Below are 20308 nucleotides of genomic sequence, written 5' to 3' on the forward strand. Positions count from 1 at the left end.
AGCCGTCTCCCACCTGTATGGATGGCATGTACATGGCCGAATCGACCATCACCAGCTTCGACGGACTGCACCTGCGCCACTGGAAGGCCGAGCGCCGCGACGACGGCGTGCTGGTGCTTGTTTTCGACCGCGCCGACGCGCCGGTCAACGCCTTCTCGCAGGACGTGCTGATCGAACTTGGCGATGTGGTCGAACGCATCGCCATCGACCCGCCCAAGGGCGTGGTGCTCGCGTCCGGCAAGGCCAGCGGCTTCATCGCCGGGGCCGACCTCAAGGAGTTCCAGCAGTTCGACATAAAGGGCACGGTGGACGACGCCATCCGTCGCGGCCAGTCGGTGTTCCAGAAGCTGGCCGAACTGCCCTGCCCCACGGTGGCCGCGATCCACGGCTTCTGCATGGGCGGCGGCACCGAGATTTCGCTGGCCTGCCGCTACCGCGTTGCCAGCAGCGATGCGTCCACCCGCATCGGCCTGCCCGAGACGCAGCTTGGCATCTTCCCCGGCTGGGGCGGCAGCGCACGCCTGCCGCGTCTGGTGGGCGCACCGGCTGCGATGGACATGATGCTGACCGGGCGCGCACTGAGCGCGAAGGCTGCACGCGCCATCGGGCTGGTGGACAAGGTGGTGGAACCCGCCGTGTTGATCGATGCCGCGGCGACGCTGGCGCTGAAAGGCACGCAGCGCCCGTTCAAGCAGCGCGCACTCGGCTGGCTCACCAATACCTTCATCGCGCGCAAACTGCTAGCGCCGCAGATGGTCAAGCAGGTCGCACGCAAGGCGAAGAAAGACCACTACCCCGCGCCCTATGCACTGATTTCGACGTGGGAGCGCAGCGGCGGCAAGGGCATGCAAGGCAGGCTGGACGCCGAGCGCCGCGCGGTGGTCAAGCTGGCCGGCACGCCGACCGCGCGCAACCTCATCCGCATCTTCTTCCTGACCGAACGCCTGAAGGGGCTGGGCAAGGGCGAATCCGGCATCCAGCGCGTGCATGTGGTCGGCGCGGGCGTGATGGGCGGCGACATCGCCGCGTTCGCCGCCTACAAGGGCTTTACGGTGACCTTGCAGGACCGCGAGCAACGCTTTATCGACGGCGCATTGCAGCGCGCGCGGGCGCTGTTCGAGAAACGTGTGAAGGATGAAACCAGGCGTCCGGAAGTTGCCGCGCGGTTGAAGTCTGACCTCGACGGCACAGGCGTACCCGAGGCCGATCTGGTCATCGAAGCCATCATCGAGAACCCCGATGCCAAGCGCGACCTGTATCAGTCGGTGGAGCCGCGCCTGAAAACGGACGCACTGCTGACCACCAATACCTCGTCGATTCCGCTGGATGAACTGCGCGAACACATCGCCCGCCCGGCGCAGTTCGCCGGCCTGCACTACTTCAACCCAGTGGCGCAGATGCCGCTGGTGGAAATCATCCGCCACGACGGCATGGCCGCCGAGACCGAGCGCCGGCTGGCCGCGTTCTGCAAGGCGCTGGGCAAATTCCCGGTGCCGGTGGCCGGGACGCCCGGCTTCCTCGTGAACCGCGTGCTGTTCCCGTACATGCTGGAAGCCGCCACCGCCTATGCCGAGGGCATTCCCGGCGCAGCCATCGACAAGGCGGCGGTGAAGTTCGGCATGCCGATGGGGCCGATCGAGCTGATCGACACCGTGGGCCTGGACGTGGCCGCAGGCGTAAGCAAGGAACTGGCGCCTTTCCTCGGCCTTGACGTACCGGCGGCGCTGGCGACCGTCGAAAAAGACAAGCGCGGCAAGAAGGACGGCCAGGGCATCTACAAATGGGAGAACGGCAAAGCCGTGAAGCCCGAACTGCCCGCCGGCTACACCGCGCCCGACGATCTGGAAGACCGCCTGATCCTGCCCCTGCTCAACGAAGCCGTGGCCTGCCTGCACGACGGCGTGGTGGCCGATCCCGACCTGCTGGACGCCGGCGTGATCTTCGGTACCGGCTTCGCCCCATTCCGTGGCGGCCCGATCCAGCACATCCGCGCCACCGGTGCCGATGCGCTGCTGGAGCGGTTGAAGGCGCTGCAGGCGAAATACGGCGAACGCTTCGCACCGCGCGCGGGCTGGGACAACCCGGCGCTGCGCGAGCCGGCATAAGTCATCCGCCACCCGCATTCGTAGTTGCGGAGCTTGCTCCGCATGTTTTCTCCCTTCTCCCCGCGCGGCGGGGAGAAGGTGCCGAAGGCGGATGAGGGGTAATCGGCAACAGCGCCCTCACCCACCTTCGGCACCCTCTCCCGCAAGCGGGAGAGGGAAAAAGCACGGCGCGTCGAACTCCCGCAATAGGATCAAGCACAACTCGGCACCTGGGCTGCGCATCACATCGTCTGGGTCGGCTTGTCCGCGTTCAGGGTGCCGGCCAGCGTGGTTTCGATCTTGCTGCGCACTGCTTCGCCTTCGGCGGTCTCGGCGAACTGCACGCCGATGCCGGCGGTGCGGTTGCCCTGTGCGCCGGTCGGGGTGACCCAGCAGACCTTGCCGGCCACCGGCAGACGCTCGGAGGAATCCGGCAGGGTCAGCAGCAGGAAGACTTCGTCACCAAGGAAGTAGCGGCGCGCGGTCGGCACGAAGATCGCGCCGTGCCGGATGTACGGCATGTAGGCGTTGTAAAGCGAGGCCTTATCCTTGACCACCAGCGACAGGATGCCCTGTCGTGCGCCTCCGCCCATCGGACTGCTCATGCGTCTTTCCCCATCGGACTTACTGGTTTCGATACCACGTCATCAGTGATTCGGCCACCGCCAGATCGGCCCGCACCGTGCTGCGCAGCAGCTCGCGGGCGCGGTTGGCGGCGTCGAATCGCGCGGCCAGCCTGCGGGTTGCAGCCGCATCGGTCAAGCCCGCCGCCTCATGCAGGGCCAGTTCGGCCAGATGCTGGAGGCGTTCTGCGGCACGCCCGTCGGCCACCCAGCGCTGGGCGACCTCAATCGGCGTGCCCTGCGCACCCTGCAATGCCTGCGCGTCCTGCGCCACCGAGCGGCGCAGTTCCAGCCCGTCGCCTTGCAGCCAAGCATCGGCCAGACCGGGGTGTCCGCGTGCGGCGTCCAGCGCTTCCTCCGCCAGTGCCGGCGCATGCCCGCGTCCACGCAGCCAGTCCAGCGCTTCGGCGCGCGGCGGCAGGCGCAGCTCCAGCCGCTGACAGCGGCTGCGAATGGTCGCCGGCAGTCGCGCCGGGTTGGACGACAGCAACCACAGGTAACGGCCCGGCTGCGGCTCCTCCAGCGTTTTCAGCAGCGCGTTGAAGGCGTTCCAGTTGATCGCATCGACCGGATCGACGATCACCACCTGCGCGCCGCCAAGCTGGGCGGTCAGGCCCATCGACTCGGACAGACTGCGGATCTGCTCGATGACGATTTCACCGCGCGGCTTGCCGGTCTTCTGGTTGACCTCGTAGCCCAGCAGTTGCAGATCCGGATGCGCGCTATGCCCCCACGGATGCGACAGGCTGCCGTCCGGGCGCGTTTCCACCGGCTCGTACTGCGAACGCGCCGCGAACAGGGTGCAGCTTTTGCACACACCGCAGGCCTCGCCATCCGCACGCGGCGACAGGCACAGCACGCGCCGCGCCAGATGTTCCGCCATCGCCCGCTTGCCGATCAGCGGCGGGCCGACGATCAAGGTGGCATGGCCGAAGTGGCCGGCGGCGATGGCATCGGCGGCCTGCGCGCAGGCGCGCTGCTGCCACGGTGCGAGCGGTGGCAGGTTCATGCCTGCGCCTTCCTGTACTCGGCCAGCGCGGCCAGTGCCGATGCCGCAACGGTGGCCGCATCCGGACTGGCATCGATCACGCGGATGCGGTGCGGGCATTGCGCAGCGCGCGCGAGGAAGCCTGCGCGCACGCGCTCGAAGAAATCGTCGCGCTCGCGCTCGATGCGGTCGGGCGATGCGCCGCCAAGCAGGTCGCGCCCGCGCGTGCGTTCGCGCGCATGGGCAACGCCAAGGTCGAGCAGCAGGGTCAGGCCCGGCTCGATGCCCACCGCATGGCGCTCCAGTTCGGCGATGAATGCCATGTCCATGCCGCGTGCCGCACCCTGATAGGCGTAGCTGGAATCGGTGAAGCGGTCGCTGATGACCCACGCGCCGCATGCCAGCGCCGGCAGCACCACTTCCTGCACATGCTGCGCGCGCGCGGCGAACATCAGCAGCAGTTCGGCCTGCTGATGCACGGGCTCATCGCCCGCCACCAGCAGCAGATCGCGGATGCGCTCTGCCAGCGGCGTGCCCCCGGGTTCGCGGGTGCTGACCACATCAAAACCCTCGGCCAGCAGCGCATCGCGCAGCGCATGCAGCACCGTGCTCTTGCCCGCGCCCTCGCCGCCTTCGATGGTCAGCAGCCGTGGCTGGCGTTGCAGCATGCCCGTCACTTCGGCGTGGCTCCCTCGCGCTCGGCCTGCCGCTGCGTGCGGTAGCGTTGCACGTAGTCACGCACGGCGCTGTTGTGTTCGTCCAGCGAGCGACTGAACACATGCCGCCCGCTGCCATCGCCGACCGCGACGAAAAACAGCGCGTCGCCGCGCAACGGCTGGGTCGCCGCACGCAGCGCCGCCTTGCCCGGCATCGCAATCGGCGTGGGCGTCAGCCCGGCGCGGGTGTAGGTGTTGTACGGCGTGTCGGTGGTCAAGTCACTGCGACGTATGTTGCCGGCATAGGCCGCGCCCATGCCATAGATCACGGTGGGGTCGGTCTGCAGGCGCATGCCGGTTTCCAGCCTGCGCACGAACACGCCAGCAATCTGCGGGCGTTCCTCGGCGATGCCGGTTTCCTTCTCCACGATGGACGCCAGGATCAGCGCCTCGTCCTTCGTCTTCAGCGGCAGGCCATCCGCGCGCGATTCCCACGCGGCATCCAGCGCCTTCTCCATTGCCGCATGTGCGCGCTTGAGAATGTCGAGGTCGGTATCGCCCTTCGTCCAGGCATAGGTTTCCGGCAGGAAGCGCCCTTCAGGATGCTGGCCTGCATGGCCCAATGCCTGCATCAGCGCGGCATCGTCCATCGCCGCTGTTTGCTGCCCCAGCATCGGCACGTTCTTCAATGCCGCGCGCAGGTCGCGGATGTTCCAGCCTTCGACGATGGTGAACATGCGCCGCACCACCTTGCCGTCGCGCATCGCAAGCAGGAGCGTGCGCGGCGAGGTGTCCTGCGCCAGCGCGTATTCGCCCACCTGCAACTTGCCCGCGGCCTGTGTCTGCCGCGCCAGCACGCGCCAGTAGAAGGACTCGCCGGTAGCGACGCCCTGCGCCTGTAACTTGCCCAGCACCTTGCCCAGGTTGTCGCCACGCTCGACCACAAGACTGGCATCGGGCGCGATGCCGGCCAGTGGCGCATCGACGAACGCCTGATAACGCTGCCACTGCCATGCCGCAGCAGCCACGGCAAGCAAAAGCAGGAACATCACGAAGCGCAGGAATGCGCCGCCGGCAGCGCCACGCTTCATGCAGCCTCCACGGATTCGGAAAACATCGGGTACGCCATGGCCAGTCGCGCCTGCAGGTCGGTGATTGCCGAATGCGGCGACCATGCGCGCGCACCCAGCGTCGAGACCGGCAGGATACCGCGCACGGCGTTGCACAAGGCCAGTGCGTCGGCAGATTCGACCTCGCTCATCGACAGGTCGCGGGTTTCCGCCAGCCCATGCTCCAGCAGCCAGCCACGCAGCACGCCGGCCACACCGCAGCGTTCCAGCGGCGGCGTCAGCCAGCGGCCATCGCGATGAACAAGCAGATTCGCGGACGTCGCGGACACCACACGACCTTCGGCATCGCACATCAGGCCCTCATCGCAACCGGCGCGTTCGGCCTCGGCGCGGGCCAGCACCTGCTCCAGCCGGTTGCAGTGCTTGATCCCGGCCAATGCAGGCTGTGCGGCCAGACGGGTGTCGCAGGCATGCAGGCGCAGACCGGCAGGCGTCGATGCAGGCAGCGGATGCAGCGCCAGCATCCACACCGGCGGCGCCTCGGCAGGCGGCGCGTAGCCACGCCCGCCGTCGCCGCGCGTGAGCAGGAGTTTGAGGACGCCGGCATCAACGCCATGGATGACTGCTGCAATGCGCGCTTCGACGAAGGCCACATCCGGCAATGCGATCCCGAGCCGATCGGTGCCTTCGCGCAGGCGTGCGAGATGCCGTGACCACAGCGGCAACGCGCCACGATGCACGCGCATGGTTTCAAACACGCCGTCGCCGTAGTTCAGGCCGCGATTGGATGGCGCAATCGCATCAATGCGGCGGAGCCCCATGAAAACAGCGCACTGCAAGCCCCTCTCCCCTCGGGAGAGGGGTTGGGGTGAGGGTACGGAGACATCGTGATGTTCCGCCATCACCGAACCCTCTCCCCCGCCCCCTCTCCCGAAGGGAGAGGGGAGAAAAGCAACGCTGCATTCATGCCTCGACCCCCAATGCCCGCAACATCCCGCGCGCCTTGGCCCGCGTCTCGTCCAGCTCGCGCTGCGGGTCGGAGTCGATCACGATGCCCGCGCCGGTGCGGAAGCGCAACGCATCGCCTTCCACCTCCGCGCTGCGGATCAGGATGTTCAGATCCATGTCGCCATCGCGGCCCAGCCAGCCCATCGCGCCGGTGTAGGCACCGCGCCCCACGCCTTCCAGCGCCGCCACGATCTGCATGCAGCGCACCTTCGGGCAACCGGTAATCGTGCCGCCGGGAAACACGGCCGCGATCACCTGCCCCGGCGTCGTGTCATCGCGCAGGCTGCCGCGCACATTGCTGACGATGTGGTGGACGTGGGCATAGCTTTCCACCGTCATCAGTTCATCCACCTGCACGCTGCCGGCTCGGCATACGCGGCCAAGGTCGTTGCGCTCCAGATCGATCAGCATGACGTGTTCGGCGCGCTCCTTGGGATGACCGACCAGTTCACGGATGCGCGCGGCATCGTCATCCCCATCGAAACGCGGACGGGTGCCGGCAATCGGGCGTGTGGCGACTTCGCGCCCCTGCACCGCCACCAGCCGCTCAGGAGAAGCGCTGACCACGCTGCCATGCGATGTGCGGAAGATGCCGGCGAACGGCGCAGGGTTGTGCATGCGCAGGCGCTGGAACAACGCAGCGGGATCGACCGGCGCATCAAATGCCACATGCCAACCACGCGACAGGTTGACCTGGAACACGTCGCCAGCGGCGAGGTAGTCCAGCACCTTGGTCACGCCGTCCAGATAACGCTGCGGATCGTCCTCATCAATGCGCGCAGGCGTTGCCCATGTGGGCAGTGGCGCAAGCGCATTTGCACGTTCGATATCGTGTTCGATGCGCGCCAACCACTGGCCCTCCTCTTCCTCGGCCACCGCGATGCATTCGCCGCGCACGCGGTCGCGCAGGATCGTCGCCCGGCAACGCAGCGCCACTGCCACCGGCAAGCCGCCTTCGGCATCCGGCAGACGCAACACCGGCTCCACCTGCGCGGCGAGTTCGTAGCCCAGCAGCAGCGCCCAGCCGCCGCGGAACAGTGGCGCGGCATCGTCATGCTCGATGCGCGCGGCCCGCCAATGCGCATCGAGCACGTCGAGGAATGCGCCTTCCAGCACATTGCCGGATTGATCGCGCACCTCGCCGTCGCGATGCAGCGCGACGGCTTCGCCATCGTGTACCAGCAGCATGTCGCGCTGCCCATGCGCGCCGGTGGCGCTGGATTCCAGCAGGACTGGGTAGCGCGCCGGGTCGAGGCGGTGCAGGGACAGCAGGTCGAAGTTGGCGGGAAGCGGGTGGATCAGCACTTTTGATTCCCGTCATCCCGGCGAAAGCCGGGATCCAGTTTTTCCGATGTCTCCAGCAAAAGGCTGGATTCCGGCGTGCGCCGGAATGACGGCATGACTCAAATCCGCCTGAACACCAGCGTGCCGTTGGTGCCGCCGAAGCCGAAGCCGTTGGACACCGCCACGTCGATCTTCGCCTCGCGCGCCGTGTTTGGCACGTAATCCAGGTCGCAACCTTCGCCCGGATTTTCCAGGTTGATGGTCGGCGGAATGATGCCGGTCTGCAGCGCCTTGATCGTGTAGATCGCTTCCACGCCGCCGGCAGCGCCCAGCAGGTGGCCGGTCATCGATTTGGTGGAGCTGACCATCGTCTTGTGCGCGTGGTCGCCCAGCGCGCGCTTGATCGCCAGCGTTTCGGCAAGGTCGCCCAGCGGCGTGCTGGTGCCGTGCGCGTTGAGGTAGCCGACGTCGGTCGCGTTCACGCCGGCATCGCGCAGCGCCATCGCCATGCAGCGCGCGGGGCCTTCGCCGTTCTCGCTGGGCGCAGTCATGTGGAAGGCATCGGACGATGCGCCGAAGCCGGCCAGCTCGCAGTAAATGCGCGCGCCACGGGCCTTGGCGTGTTCGTATTCCTCCAGCACGAGGATGCCGGCGCCGTCGCCCAGCACGAAGCCGTCGCGCTGTGCATCCCACGGCCGCGAGGCGCGGGTCGGATCGTCGTTGCGGGTGCTCATCGCCTTCATCGCGCAGAAGCCGCCCATCGAGGTCGGCGAGCTGCCGCGTTCCGCGCCGCCGGCGAACATCACGTCGGCATCGCCGTGCTGGATCATGCGCATCGCCATGCCGATGCTGTGGTTGGCGGTGGCGCAGGCGGAGACGGCGGAGAACGTCGGCCCCTTGATGCCGGTCATCAGCGAAAGCTGGCCCGGCAGCATGTTGATGATGGTGCTGGGGATGTAGAACGGGCTGATCTTGCGCACCCCGCCCTCGTGCAGCTTGATCGCGGTTTCCTCGATGCCCCAGATGCCGCCGATGCCCGCGCCGATCAGCGCGCCGATGCGCTCGGCGTTGGCGTCGGTCACCTCCAGCCCGGCGTCGTCCTTCGCCATCAGCGAGGCGGCCATGCCGTAGTGGATGAAGTGGTCCATCTTCTTCGCATCCTTCGGATTCACCCAGCGGGTGATGTCGAAGTCGCGGATTTCGCCGGCGATGCGGGTTGGATAGGTGGACGCATCGAAACCCGTCACCGCACCGATGCCGGAACGGCCATTGACGATGCCGTCCCAGTTGCTGGGCAGGTCGTTGCCCAGCGGCGAGACGATGCCCATTCCCGTTACCACGACGCGACGCTTCGACATGACGATTCTCCGAAAACTGCGGTGACACAAACGCACGGGGCCGCGATCTGCGGCCCCTGCGGCACTACGGAATGGATCAGCGATGCGCCTTCATTTCGCAGTGCTTTTCCTGTTGAAAGTCCGGCCATGGATGGCCGGGCTTTTGTTCAGGGATGAACGTTATGACTTGACGTGGGCCTTGATGTAGTCGATAGCAGCCTGCACGGTGCTGATTTTCTCGGCTTCTTCGTCCGGGATCTCGCACTCGAATTCTTCTTCCAGCGCCATCACCAGCTCGACGGTGTCGAGCGAGTCCGCGCCGAGGTCGTCCACGAACGACGCGCTGGTGGTGACGTCTTCTTCCTTGACGCCCAGTTGTTCGACGACGATCTTCTTGACGCGCTCTTCGATGTTGCTCATGTTGCTCTGCTCCTCAGGGGGCTGTTATCGGGGTTAGTGTACGGGAAAGCGGGGCGGCGCAAGCGGCGACTCGACAATGCCGAGCACAGCAGGCCAGACCAAGGCACTCATGGCATGTACATGCCGCCATTGACGTGCAGGGTCTCGCCGGTGATGTAGCTGGCGGCGGGGCCGGCAAGGAAGGCCACCGCGCGGGCGATGTCGGCCGGTTCGCCGAGGCGACCCAGCGCGATCTGGCCCAGCATGGCTTCCTTGGCGGCTTCCGGCAGGTCGGCGGTCATGTCGGTGGCGATGAAACCGGGGGCCACCACATTCACGGTGACCCCGCGCGAGCCGATTTCCTTCGCCAGCGACTTGCTGAAGGCGATGATGCCGGCCTTGGCCGCGGCGTAATTGGCCTGCCCGGCATTGCCGGTGACGCCGATCACCGAGGCGATGTTGACGATGCGGCCCTTGCGCGCCTTCATCATCCCGCGCAGCACGGCCTTGGAGGCGCGATAGACGGAGGTCAGGTTGGTGTCGAGGATGGCCTGCCAGTCCTCGTCCTTCATCCGCATCAACAGGTTGTCGCGGGTGATGCCGGCATTGTTGACGAGGATGCCGATGCCGCCGAACTCCGACGACACGGCATCGATCAAGGCCTCGATGGCACCAGCCTCGTTGACGTTGAGGCGACGCCCGTGGCCACCCACGGCAGCGAGCCGATCGGCAATCGCCTGCGCGCCGGCATCACTGGTGGCGGTGCCGATCACGGTTGCGCCCTGCGCCGCCAGTTCATCGGCAATCGCCGCGCCAATCCCGCGCGATGCGCCAGTGACCAGTGCGACTTCGCCCTTCAACGGCCCGCTCTCAGACAACACGTTACTCATGCGTTCCATTCCTCGATGGCACCGGCGAACTCCGCCGGCGTGCCCAATGCGCGTGCATCGAGCGATTTGTCGATGCGCTTGACCAACCCGGCCAGCACCTTGCCCGGGCCGCATTCGCCGATGCGGGTGATGCCGCGCGCGGCCAGCGCCTGCACGCAACCCGTCCACTGCACCGGCAGGTAGAGCTGGCGCACCAGCGCGTCCTGAATGGCGGCGATACTGTCATGCACCTGCGCGTCCACGTTTTGCACCACCGGCAGCGACGGCTGCGACCAGTGCATGCCGGCCATCGCCTGCGCCAGCCGGTTGGCGGCTTCGCGCATCAGCGGCGTGTGCGAAGGCACGCTGACCGCCAGCTTGACCGCCTTGCGCACGCCCTTTTCCTGCAACAGGGCCAGCGCGCGATCCACCGCCGCAGCATCGCCGCCAATCACGATCTGCCCCGGCGAGTTGTAGTTGGCCGGCACGACGACTTGCGCGCCGGATGCCTCCACACACACGGCTTCAACCAGGGCATCTTCCGCGCCCAGCACGGCCGCCATCGCGCCGGTGCCGGCGGGCGCGGCGTCCTGCATCAACTGGCCACGGATGCGCACCAGATGCGCGCCATCCTTCAGCGACAGTGCGCCGGCTGCGACCAGCGCGGTGTATTCGCCCAGGCTGTGGCCGGCCAACACTGTCGGCTGCATGCCGCCCTGCGCCTGCCACAGCCGCCATACCGCAATGCCTGCGGCCAGCAACGCCGGCTGGGTGTATTCGGTGCGGCCCAACATGTCCTCCGGGCCGGCCTGCGCCAGCGCCCAAAGATCAACGCCGGCACCGTCCGAGGCTTCCTCGAAGGTGGCCTTGACCTGCGGATGCAGTTCGGAGAGTTCGGCCAGCATGCCGACCGATTGCGACCCCTGGCCGGGAAAGACCAGGGCAAGTTGTGCGGGATTGGTTTCGCTCACGCAGTCTGGAGGGCGGCAAGCGCCTGATTCATGGGGGTTTGCATGATACGAGCAATTGCTCTAGCGCGTCTGTACCGGGGCGTATTGGGCGCGCGATGCCTTGCTGGCATGGCCTTGTGCCGAGCAAGCTCGGCACCTACGGGACGCGAGCCGTATCCAATGTAGATGCGGAGCTTGCTCCGCATGCCGGCCACTGAAACCATCGCGAGCGCAGTTGGTTCCGATCAGTAGCGCAGCAGCGCCGAACCCCAGGTAAACCCGCCGCCGAACGCTTCCAGCAGCAGCAATTGGCCGCGTTGCACCTTGCCGGAGCGCACCGCTTCGTCCAGCGCCAGCGGCACCGAACCGGACGAGGTATTGCCATGCTTGTCCACGGTGACGATGACGCGATCCATCGGCATTTCCAGCCGCTTGGCGGTGGCTTCGATGATGCGCAGGTTGGCCTGGTGCGGAATCAGCCAGTCCAGTTGGCTGCGATCAAGGCCATTGGCTTCCAGCGTCTCCTCGACCACCGCATCCAGCGCCTTGACCGCGTGCTTGAATACCTCGTTGCCGCTCATGCGGATACGCACGCCGGCCTTGGGCTCATCGTCCTTGAAGCCCGAGGACACGCCCACCGGGCACCACAGCAGCTCCTTCTTGCCGCCATCGGCATGCATATGGGTGCTGATGATGCCGGTCTCTGCATCGGCCTTGAGCACCACCGCGCCGGCACCGTCGCCGAACAGCACGCAGGTGGTGCGGTCGTTCCAGTCCAGCATCCGGGTCAGGGTTTCCGCGCCGATCACCAGCGCGGTTTTCGCCGCGCCGGAACGGATGAACTTGTCGGCCACGGTCAGTGCATAGACGAAGCCGGAACAGGCGGCGTTGACGTCGAACGCCGGGCAACCGTCCGCACCCAGCCGATGCTGGATCAGGCAGGCGGTGGACGGGAAGATCAGGTCGGGCGTGGTGGTGCCGACCACGATCAGGTCGAGCTCCTTCGCATCGACGCCGGCGGCTTCCAGCGCACGCACGGCAGCGTGGTAGCCAAGGTCGCTGGTGGTTTCGCCTTCTGCCGCGAAATGCCGCTGGCGGATGCCGGTGCGGGTGGCGATCCACTCGTCGCTGGTTTCAATGCCGCGTGCGGCCAGGTCGTCATTGGTCAGCACCTGCGCGGGCAGGTAGCTGCCAGTGCCTGCGATGCGGGCGAAGATGCTGCCTTCGGTCTGGCTCATTGCGGCTGGAACTCCCGTGCGAATCCGTCAAGGGTAGCCGATCGGGCCGGATCAGCCGAAATACGGTTTCAGGGACGCACTATCCTGAAGCACACTCCCCGGAACTGGCTTTCCCAGAAACGCCAACGGCCGCGCCAATGGCGCGGCCGGGCGTGATGCGATGACGCGTGCCTTGCGGCCTGCGATCAATCCTCTTCGACCACCTGGGTCTTCGGCGCGATGACCTGCTTGCCGCGGTAGTAACCGTCAGCGGTCACATGGTGGCGCAGATGGGTCTCGCCGCTGGTCGGGTCGGTGGCCAGCTGCTTGGAGGAAAGGGCGTCGTGCGCGCGGCGCATGCCACGGCGGGACGGGGAAACGCGGGACTTCTGGACGGCCATGGGAACAACTCCAAATGAAATCGGTAACTGCCAACTCAGTGCGACATTGTCGCATCTATTCCTTCTTCCAACCCGCCAGTGCCGCAAACGGATTGGCTTGTGCGGTTTCCTCCACGGTGGGTGCGAAGTCGCGCTCGACCGCTTCGGCATCAGGCGCAACCGGCACCACCGGCAACGCCAGAATCAACTCGTCCTCCACCAGCGAGGCCGGCGACAGCATGCCGTCGGCTTCCACCGGCAGTGCCTCGTAATCCGGCGGCAGGGCCGCTTCATCGGCCTCGTCGCGGATCAGCCCCAGCCGCTGCACCAGCTGCACCGGTAGCAGGAAGCGACGCAGGCTGCTCTGGCATTCCAGCGGCAGCTCCGCCTCGATCCGCAGTTCGGCGAACGGCACCTTCAGCACGTCGGTTCCGAACGCGATGGTGTAGCGCACCTCACCTTCCGGATCGAACAGGCTGTCGCGCAGCCGGGTCATCGCCGCCAGCGGAATCCGGCCTTCGAATTCACGCCGCGCCGCGACCATGCGCCAGGCATCCACGCATTCGGGCACCCGGCTGGCTGGCTGGTCGGACATAAGCTGGAGAATGCTACGCGCACCACTTCTCCCTGTCAAATCAAGATGATGCACGGCATCCACGGTTTGCCCTGCTCGCCCGGCTCGCGCAGACTGCGGTGATGAAAACCGCGCTCCCCCTGATCCTCATCCTGCTTGCCTGTACCGGGCTGTGGCTGGCCTTTCGCACGCGCCGGCGCAGCCTTGGCCGGCAACGGGCGATCCACGAATTGCTGAACGCCGCCGACGCGCTGGAAGCCCGCCTGCGCACCGCACGCGGGGAAATCGAAGCAGTCGCAGGTGACCACGAAAACCCGGTGCGCGGGGCGATGCAGGATCTGTTGCGGCAACGCCTGTGGCTGCAGGAACACGCGCGGGACGCCAGCCTGGAGCAGTTGCATGGCGTGCGCGCCGGGCTGGACGCCGCCCGCGCCAGTTTGGAGACGCAGTTGCAGCGGATCGCGCAGGCCCGCGCCGGAGCCGCCTGAATGCCACGCCTGCTGCTGGCTTCGACCTCGCGCTACCGGCGCGAACTGCTGGAACGGCTGCGGCTGCCGTTCGACGTGGCCCGCCCGGAGGTGGATGAAACCCAGCAGCCCGGCGAAACGCCTGTCACGTTGGCCGCGCGACTGGCGCGGGCCAAGGCGCAGGCAGTGGCCACGCAGCATGCCGATGCGTGGGCGCTGGGTTCCGACCAGGTGGCCGAAGTCGAAGGCCGCGCGCTGGGCAAGCCCGGCACGCGCGACATGGCGATCGCGCAACTGCGCGCCATGTCCGGGCGCACGGTGCGCTTCCATACCGCGCTTTGCATCGCACATGCCGATGGCCGCGCGTTCGATGCCATCGACCTGACCGAGGTGCGCTTCCGCGCGCTTCACGATGCCGAAATCGAACGCTATGTCGATGCCGAGCAGCCGCTTGACTGCGCCGGCAGCTTCAAGTCGGAAGGACTGGGCATCACCCTGTTCGAGGCCATCGACAACCGCGACCCGACTGCGCTGATCGGACTGCCGCTGATCGCCACCTGCGCACTGCTGCGGCAAGCCGGGTTTCGCTTGCCCTAGCGCACCAGCAGAGGCTGCTCCGCCCAATCCTCGACGCTGCCATCGCCACCGGTGATGCGCAGGCCCAGCCAGTGCCGCCCCGGCGGCAGGCCGCTTGCATCCACCTCGGCGCGGAACTGCACCTGCGGCATGCGCGGGTCGCGCGAGGCACCGCGCAGGAAACCGCGTAACCACTGGTTGTCGCCGGCAAGCGCAGCGCGTGCGATCACGCGGCCATCCAGCGTCACATCGATGCGGCGCACACCCACCACATCCTTGACCGCCCAGCCCTGCACCACGAATCGCGCCGGCACCAGCGCACCGGCAGCGGGCGCATCGATATTTGCCAGCACAGGCGTCACGCACGGCCCATCGCTGCGCGTTGCCTGCAATGCAAACAGCAGGAAGCGCTGGCGACCACGGTCGATGTTCAATACCTGCGGCGCGGGCAGCGGCCCCACCTGCCGGCACAGTTGCTGGTAATACGGCAGCAATTCACTGAACTTCACGTTGCGCGCCGCCACCGCCAGCAGCATCGGCGCAGCGCGCGCGCCATCGTGCTGCAAGCCCCACAGCGCAAGCTGCGGGGCGCGGCCATGCTGGTGGTTGAGCGGATGATCGAGCACGGCGATGTCGGCATCGTCCAGTGCGAAGCCCAGCTCCGCGCCCAGCTTGAAATCACCGGCCAGCACCCGTGTTCCGGGCGGCATCGTGCGAAGCTGCGTGCGCACGGCATCAGCCAGTTCATTCCAGCCTGCGAAGTTGACCGGATGAAAGCCGCGCGCTGCCATCTGCACGCGCATGACCGGCGATGATGCAGCGGCATACCACGCCAGCACCGCTGCCAGAGCCAACCCTGCGCAGGCCCATGTGGCGATGCGCCAGCCACGCGACCAGCGCGCCAGCACTGCCGGCACCAGCGGCAGCAGTGCGAGATAACCCGGCAGCGGCCAGTGGAAGCTGACCCGCTCGCGGTCGGCGAAGAAACCCAGCGCGATGAAACCCAGCACGATCACCGCGCCACCGATGGCCAGATAGCGCGCCGCAGCACGCGCATCGCGCAGGCCACGCCACGCGGCAAGCGCCATCGCCGCCAGCAACAGCGGCGTGGCAAGCAGCAGTTGCACTGCACCCAGCCGCAGCCCTTCGCCGCCACTGAAACTCCATGGATGCCGATCCATCAACTGGAAGCGCAGGCCGGCATCGGCGTTGTGCAGGTTCCACAGCAGCAGCGGCAACCATGCGAGCGCACCGGCAACCACCGCGCCCCACACCAGCGGGCTGCACAGCGCGCGACGACCCTCGCGCAGCAGCAGCAAGGCGACCAGGCCCGCCGCAATCACCGCAGCGAAGCGGTAATGCGTCAACCCGCCGATCACCAATCCGGCAGCAAGTTCGGCTGCTGCAAAGGCATCGACCTTGCGCAACACACGCAACCCGGCATCGAGGCAAAGCACGCTTGCCAGCAGCATCGGCACGTCCGGCAGCGCCATCAACCCAAGGCTTCCGCTCAGCGGCAGCAGCAACGCCAGCGTGCCAGCCTGCCAGCCGCTGCGGGCATCGAACTCGCGCGCGGTCATCCGCACGATGAGCCACGGCACCAACATGCTGATGGCGATGAACGGCAGCCGCATCGCAAACGCACCCTGCCCCAGTGCATCGCCAACGCGCGCCAGCCACGCGGTCAGGCCGGGCAGGTCGGAATACGCCCATGCCAGGTGCCGGCCTTCCTGCCAGTAGAAGGCCTCATCGACGAACAGCGGCAGGCGCGCGGCATGCGCCAGCTTCAGCGCCAGCACCGCGACCCACAGGCCGATGAACCAGCGCCTTGCGGAGTTCACTTCCAATTCCATTTGTTGCCGTTCGTCCCGCATCCGCTTGCGACCTCGTTACACTGCCGATGACATCACCATCGAGGCACGCATGTCCGCACCCCCGGCAACCGACGCGATGCTACCCGAAGCCCTGCGCGATGCACTGCAAGCCTCGCAGGCACAGGTCAACCGGCTGGTGCTGGGCAAGCAGCAGCAGGTGCGGCTGGCCTTCGTTGCACTGCTGGCCGATGGCCACCTGCTGATCGAGGACTTGCCCGGCCTGGGCAAGACCACGCTGGCGCACGCGATGGCGGCCACGCTTGGGCTGGGCTTTGCCCGCGTGCAGTTCACCTCCGACCTGCTGCCGGCGGACATCCTCGGCGTGTCGGTCTATGAAGCACAGGCGCGGCGCTTCGAGTTTCATCCCGGCCCGGTGTTCACCCATGTGCTGCTGGCCGACGAGATCAACCGCGCGCCGCCGCGCACGCAAAGCGCGTTGCTGGAAGCGATGGCCGAGCGCCAGGTCACCATCGACGGCCAGACCCGCGCCCTGCCCGATCCGTTCTTCGTGATTGCAACGCAGAATCCCGTCGATCTGTCCGGCACCTATCCGCTGCCGGATTCGCAACTCGACCGTTTCCTGCTGCGGCTGGCGCTGGGTTATCCGGATGCGGATGCAGAGCGCGCACTGCTGGCTGGCGATGATCGCCGTGGCCTGATTGCGCAGGCCACGCCGTTGCTGGACACGCAACGCATCCTTGAACTGCGCCACGCGGCGGTGCAAGTGCATGCATCCGAACCATTGCTCGCCTACGTGCAGGCGCTGGCCGCACGCAGCCGCAGGCATCCGGGCGTGCGCGTGGGCCTGTCCCCCCGCGCCGGGCTTGCCCTGCTGCGGGCGGCGCGTGCGCATGCGCTGCTGCTGGGGCGCGGGCATGCGATCCCCGAAGACGTGCAGGCGCTGTTCCCGGCGGTGGCCGAGCATCGGCTGGTTGGCGAAGCGGACAACGCGGCATCGACATTGGCGAAGGAAATCCTGCACGCGGTGCCTGTCGATTGAAATGATCGAAGCATTGCGCCGCCGCATACGCGCATGGACGCGGCCACGCGGCCCGGAAACGCTGCCGGTGCGGCTGCTGCGCAACCGTATCTATGTGCTGCCCACCGCCACCGGGCTGTTCTTCGCGCTGCTGCTTGGCGCGATGCTGATGGGCGCGCTGAACTTCAACAACAATCCCGCGCTGCTGCTGGCACTGCTGCTGGCCGGTGCATCGCTTGCAAGTCTGATCGCCGCGCACATGCAGTTGTCCGGGCTGCGGGTGGTTGCCATCGCCGCCGACCCGATAGCGGCCGGCGAAGACCTGCGCCTGCGCATTGCGCTGGATGCTGGCGACGCGCGTGTGCGGCGCGGCCTGCGCATCGGCCATGACCACGGCAGCATCCACGCCACGCTCGACGCACAGGGCAGCACGGTGGAACTGCCGCTGCCCACACGTCGGCGCGGGCTGCTGCCGTTGCCGCGCATCGAACTTTCCACCGTGCAGCCGCTGGGGCTGGCACGCGCATGGGCCTATGCGTGGCCGGCGCAATCGGTGCTGGTGTATCCCGCGCCGGAAGCACAGGCACCGCCGCTGCCGGTGCCAGCGGGCGGGCAAGGCCATCCGCAGGTGACGCGCGCCGGCGACGACCCGCACCACCTGCGCGATTACCGCCCCGGCGATGCGCCGCGCACGGTGGCGTGGAAGGCATCCGCGCGCCGCGATCATCTGCTGGTGCGCGAATACGAACAGCAGCGCAGCGGCGAGCTGTTGCTCGATTGGCAGCACACCAGCGGCCTGCCCTACGAGCAACGCATCCGCCGGCTTGCGCGCTGGGTGGACGATGCCGAACGCCAGGGTCGCCGCTACGCATTGCAGTTGCCTGCAACGCCGCCGATCCCGATGGGGCTGGGTGCGCAGCATCGGCACCTCTGCCTGCGCGCACTGGCGCTGCTGCCCGGCGAGGCCGCGCATGACTGAAGCCAGGCCACGTTCGCCGGTGATGTCGCCCGCCGCACGCGCGCAGGCGCAAGTTGCGGCATCGGCCTGCCTGTTGCCACTGCTGTTGCAACTGCCGATGTCACTCGGCATCAGCTTCGGCATCGGTGCGGTGGTGGTTGCCGTTGCATCGTGGAAGAAACCCTTGCCAGCGCTGTTGCGCCTGCTGCTGGGGCTGGGTGGATTGCTGGCCGTGGCGACCGTGCTGCCCGGCATCGGGCGCGATACCGGCTGCGCGGTGCTGGCAACCATGCTGGCGCTCAAACCCGCGGAAACCACCAGCCTGCGCGATGGACGCAGCCTGGTCGGCTTCGGCCTGTTTGCGCCATTCGCCACCTTCCTGCTCGACCAGGGGCCGGTGAGCCTGCTGCTGGCACTGCTGGCCGTGTTGCTCACCCTGCTTGCACTGCAACGATTGGCAGCAGACGAAGCCGGCATCGGCAGCGAAGGCGACCGCCTGTTCGCATGGCCTGCCGCCACCGGTGTGCTGAAACTGGTCGCGCTGGGCCTGCCACTGGCACTGGCCGCGTTCTGGCTGTTCCCGCGCCTGCCCACGCCGCTGTGGGGGCTGCCGGAACGCGCCATCGCGACGCCCGGCCTGTCCGACAGCATGACGCCGGGTGGCTGGTTCGACATGCTGCTGGACGACAGCCCTGCCGCGCGCGTGCAGTTCTTCGGCCCGGCACCGCCGCCGCAACAGATGTACTGGCGCGGCCCGGTGCTGCTGGATTTCGATGGCCGCACCTGGACGCGCCCGCGCGGGATCGAGTTCTTCCCGGCGCCGCCGATGCAGCCGGCGAACGCAGGCTGGGATTACCAGATCGATCTGGAAGCCACCGAGAACCGCCAGCTCATCGCGCTGGATCTGCCCACCGAAATGCCGCAAGGCGCGAAGATCGTCAGCGACTTCAGCGTCTGGTCTGAAACGCCGCAATACAACGTCTCGCGCTGGCGGATGCGTTCGGCCCCGCCTGCGCAGGCGGACGTGCAGTTGCATCCTGCGCTGCGCGACCGCGCATTGCGGCTGCCGGCCGATTACAACCCGCGCACATTGGCGCTGGGCCGGCAATGGCGACGCGAAGCAGGGCGCGATGCCGAAGGACGCAGCGATGCCGCCATCGCCAACCGCGCGCTGGACATGATCCGCCGCGACTTCGCCTACACCCTCAACGTGCCGCTGGCAGGCCGCAACGAAATCGACGATTTCCTGTTCGACCGCCGCGAAGGCTATTGCGAGCATTTCAGCTCGGCCTTCGTGGTGCTGATGCGCGCCGCAAACATCCCGGCGCGCGTGGTCACCGGTTATGCAGGCGGGCATCGCAACCCGATCGGCGACTATTGGCTGGTGCGCAAGTCCGATGCACACGCATGGGCGGAAATCTGGCTGCCGAAACGCGGCTGGGTGCGCATCGACCCGACCGCCGCCGTTGCGCCAGAACGCATCTACGACACCATTGCCGACCGCCAGCCGGGGCGGATCGGCGGCTTCGCCGGACTGGTGCCGATGTTCAACGCCAGCGACTGGATGCGACGCGGCTGGAACGAGTTCGTGCTGGGCTTCAACGCGAAGCGGCAGGAAGACTTGTTGAAGCCGCTTGGCCTGGGTGCGCTGCAACCCTGGCATCTGGTGCTGCTGCTGGCTGCCGTTGCCGCGCTGGCGCTGGGCTGGATGGCATGGCTGCTGGCACGCGGCGAACGCCAGCGCGACCCGTTGCTGCGTGCATGGCATGCGCTGGATGCGCGCTATCGGCGGATCGGGCGCGGGCGCGCACCGCACGAAGCGGCGCAGGATTGGGCCATGCGCGTGGCGGCAGACAAACCACGTGCAGGCGAGCATCTGGCTTCACTTGCACTGCGTTTTTCGCAGGCGCGTTATGCACCACGCGGAGCCATCGAATCAGTGCAAGCGTTGCTGCGCGATTTGAAACAGCATCGCCCATAACGCGCATATGCGGAGCGCATTGCGTGGAGCAAGC

General features: G+C 67.3%; 20 protein-coding genes. 6 read left to right on the forward strand and 14 right to left on the reverse strand.

From position 1 onward, the window contains the following. The first annotated feature begins 32 nt into the window (after positions 1–32). Entirely contained in the window at positions 33–2105 is a 2073-nt protein-coding gene (locus QM612_RS01130; protein WP_415252059.1) for a 3-hydroxyacyl-CoA dehydrogenase NAD-binding domain-containing protein, read from the forward strand. 221 nt (positions 2106–2326) lie between these two features. On the opposite strand, the gene QM612_RS01135 is transcribed toward QM612_RS01130, so the two are convergent. From QM612_RS01135 to QM612_RS01195, 13 genes are all read right to left on the reverse strand, one after another. Beyond that, on the reverse strand, positions 2327–2677 hold the full coding sequence (locus QM612_RS01135; protein WP_415252090.1) for a PilZ domain-containing protein: 351 nt from the start codon (positions 2675–2677) through the stop codon (positions 2327–2329). A 31-nt stretch (positions 2678–2708) separates the two neighbouring features. Next, a complete protein-coding gene (locus QM612_RS01140) occupies positions 2709–3716 on the reverse strand; it encodes a DNA polymerase III subunit delta' (protein ID WP_415252060.1) in 1008 nt (335 codons plus the stop codon). Further along, positions 3713–4372 carry a dTMP kinase gene (tmk, locus tag QM612_RS01145; RefSeq protein WP_415252061.1) on the reverse strand — a complete coding sequence of 220 codons (660 nt, stop codon included), beginning with the start codon at positions 4370–4372 and terminating at the stop codon, positions 3713–3715. The genes QM612_RS01140 and tmk overlap by 4 nt, the downstream gene beginning before the upstream one ends. Continuing rightward, a complete protein-coding gene (mltG, locus tag QM612_RS01150) occupies positions 4369–5442 on the reverse strand; it encodes an endolytic transglycosylase MltG (RefSeq protein ID WP_415252062.1) in 1074 nt (357 codons plus the stop codon). Before mltG ends, tmk begins: the two co-directional genes overlap by 4 nt. Next, entirely contained in the window at positions 5439–6242 is an 804-nt protein-coding gene (pabC, locus tag QM612_RS01155) for an aminodeoxychorismate lyase (protein ID WP_415252063.1), read from the reverse strand. Before pabC ends, mltG begins: the two co-directional genes overlap by 4 nt. A 142-nt stretch (positions 6243–6384) precedes the next feature. Further along, entirely contained in the window at positions 6385–7731 is a 1347-nt protein-coding gene (locus QM612_RS01160) for an aminodeoxychorismate synthase component I (RefSeq protein WP_415252091.1), read from the reverse strand. Between the two features lie 101 nt (positions 7732–7832). Continuing rightward, a complete protein-coding gene (gene fabF / locus QM612_RS01165; RefSeq protein WP_415252064.1) occupies positions 7833–9071 on the reverse strand; it encodes a beta-ketoacyl-ACP synthase II in 1239 nt (412 codons plus the stop codon). A gap of 159 nt (positions 9072–9230) precedes the next feature. Beyond that, positions 9231–9470: an acyl carrier protein gene (gene acpP / locus QM612_RS01170; protein WP_415252065.1), complete on the reverse strand. Its 240-nt coding sequence runs from the start codon at positions 9468–9470 to the stop codon at positions 9231–9233. A 107-nt stretch (positions 9471–9577) separates the two neighbouring features. Further along, positions 9578–10339, reverse strand: a complete 762-nt coding sequence (gene fabG, locus QM612_RS01175) for a 3-oxoacyl-ACP reductase FabG (RefSeq protein WP_415252066.1) — start codon at positions 10337–10339, stop codon at positions 9578–9580. After that, positions 10336–11289 (reverse strand): ACP S-malonyltransferase, encoded by a 954-nt coding sequence (fabD, locus tag QM612_RS01180; RefSeq protein ID WP_415252067.1) that lies wholly within the window; start codon positions 11287–11289, stop codon positions 10336–10338. Before fabD ends, fabG begins: the two co-directional genes overlap by 4 nt. Before the next feature lie 224 nt (positions 11290–11513). Then, positions 11514–12506 (reverse strand): beta-ketoacyl-ACP synthase III, encoded by a 993-nt coding sequence (locus QM612_RS01185; RefSeq protein WP_415252068.1) that lies wholly within the window; start codon positions 12504–12506, stop codon positions 11514–11516. 185 nt (positions 12507–12691) lie between these two features. Beyond that, a complete protein-coding gene (gene rpmF / locus QM612_RS01190; RefSeq protein WP_415252069.1) occupies positions 12692–12886 on the reverse strand; it encodes a 50S ribosomal protein L32 in 195 nt (64 codons plus the stop codon). A gap of 55 nt (positions 12887–12941) precedes the next feature. Continuing rightward, positions 12942–13460, reverse strand: a complete 519-nt coding sequence (locus QM612_RS01195; RefSeq protein ID WP_415252070.1) for a YceD family protein — start codon at positions 13458–13460, stop codon at positions 12942–12944. Between the two features lie 101 nt (positions 13461–13561). Here QM612_RS01195 and QM612_RS01200 point away from each other — a divergent pair, with 101 nt between their 5' ends. After that, a complete protein-coding gene (locus QM612_RS01200) occupies positions 13562–13927 on the forward strand; it encodes a hypothetical protein (RefSeq protein ID WP_415252071.1) in 366 nt (121 codons plus the stop codon). Next, entirely contained in the window at positions 13928–14503 is a 576-nt protein-coding gene (locus QM612_RS01205; protein WP_415252072.1) for a Maf family protein, read from the forward strand. Here QM612_RS01205 and QM612_RS01210 read toward each other — a convergent pair. Then, complete coding sequence (locus QM612_RS01210; RefSeq protein WP_415252073.1) at positions 14500–16323, reverse strand: ArnT family glycosyltransferase; 1824 nt, start codon at positions 16321–16323, stop codon at positions 14500–14502. The genes QM612_RS01205 and QM612_RS01210 overlap by 4 nt on opposite strands. A gap of 82 nt (positions 16324–16405) precedes the next feature. Between QM612_RS01210 and QM612_RS01215 the strand changes: the two genes are divergently transcribed. From QM612_RS01215 to QM612_RS01225, 3 genes are read left to right on the forward strand one after another with little or no spacing between them, the layout of a single operon-like run. After that, positions 16406–17356, forward strand: coding sequence for an AAA family ATPase (locus tag QM612_RS01215; protein WP_415252092.1), 951 nt, complete (start codon positions 16406–16408; stop codon positions 17354–17356). A 1-nt stretch (position 17357) separates the two neighbouring features. Beyond that, complete coding sequence (locus QM612_RS01220; RefSeq protein WP_415252074.1) at positions 17358–18314, forward strand: DUF58 domain-containing protein; 957 nt, start codon at positions 17358–17360, stop codon at positions 18312–18314. Further along, the gene (locus tag QM612_RS01225; protein ID WP_415252075.1) at positions 18307–20274 is read left to right on the forward strand and encodes a transglutaminase TgpA family protein; all 1968 of its coding nucleotides are present in this window, start codon (positions 18307–18309) and stop codon (positions 20272–20274) included. The genes QM612_RS01220 and QM612_RS01225 overlap by 8 nt, the downstream gene beginning before the upstream one ends. Positions 20275–20308: the final 34 nt, after the last annotated feature.

The organism is Thermomonas sp., assembly GCF_047606765.1.
Classification (GTDB): Bacteria; Pseudomonadota; Gammaproteobacteria; order Xanthomonadales; family Xanthomonadaceae; genus Thermomonas.

Coding starts and splice junctions, on each gene's coding strand:
- QM612_RS01130 (WP_415252059.1), top strand. CDS start 33: ATGGCCGAATCGACCATCACCAGCTTCGACGGACTGCACCTGCGCCAC.
- QM612_RS01135 (WP_415252090.1), bottom strand. CDS start 2,677: ATGGGCGGAGGCGCACGACAGGGCATCCTGTCGCTGGTGGTCAAGGAT.
- QM612_RS01140 (WP_415252060.1), bottom strand. CDS start 3,716: ATGAACCTGCCACCGCTCGCACCGTGGCAGCAGCGCGCCTGCGCGCAG.
- mltG (WP_415252062.1), bottom strand. CDS start 5,442: ATGAAGCGTGGCGCTGCCGGCGGCGCATTCCTGCGCTTCGTGATGTTC.
- pabC (WP_415252063.1), bottom strand. CDS start 6,242: ATGGGGCTCCGCCGCATTGATGCGATTGCGCCATCCAATCGCGGCCTG.
- fabF (WP_415252064.1), bottom strand. CDS start 9,071: ATGTCGAAGCGTCGCGTCGTGGTAACGGGAATGGGCATCGTCTCGCCG.
- acpP (WP_415252065.1), bottom strand. CDS start 9,470: ATGAGCAACATCGAAGAGCGCGTCAAGAAGATCGTCGTCGAACAACTG.
- fabG (WP_415252066.1), bottom strand. CDS start 10,339: ATGAGTAACGTGTTGTCTGAGAGCGGGCCGTTGAAGGGCGAAGTCGCA.
- QM612_RS01185 (WP_415252068.1), bottom strand. CDS start 12,506: ATGAGCCAGACCGAAGGCAGCATCTTCGCCCGCATCGCAGGCACTGGC.
- rpmF (WP_415252069.1), bottom strand. CDS start 12,886: ATGGCCGTCCAGAAGTCCCGCGTTTCCCCGTCCCGCCGTGGCATGCGC.
- QM612_RS01195 (WP_415252070.1), bottom strand. CDS start 13,460: ATGTCCGACCAGCCAGCCAGCCGGGTGCCCGAATGCGTGGATGCCTGG.
- QM612_RS01200 (WP_415252071.1), top strand. CDS start 13,562: ATGAAAACCGCGCTCCCCCTGATCCTCATCCTGCTTGCCTGTACCGGG.
- QM612_RS01205 (WP_415252072.1), top strand. CDS start 13,928: ATGCCACGCCTGCTGCTGGCTTCGACCTCGCGCTACCGGCGCGAACTG.
- QM612_RS01215 (WP_415252092.1), top strand. CDS start 16,406: ATGTCCGCACCCCCGGCAACCGACGCGATGCTACCCGAAGCCCTGCGC.
- QM612_RS01220 (WP_415252074.1), top strand. CDS start 17,358: ATGATCGAAGCATTGCGCCGCCGCATACGCGCATGGACGCGGCCACGC.
- QM612_RS01225 (WP_415252075.1), top strand. CDS start 18,307: ATGACTGAAGCCAGGCCACGTTCGCCGGTGATGTCGCCCGCCGCACGC.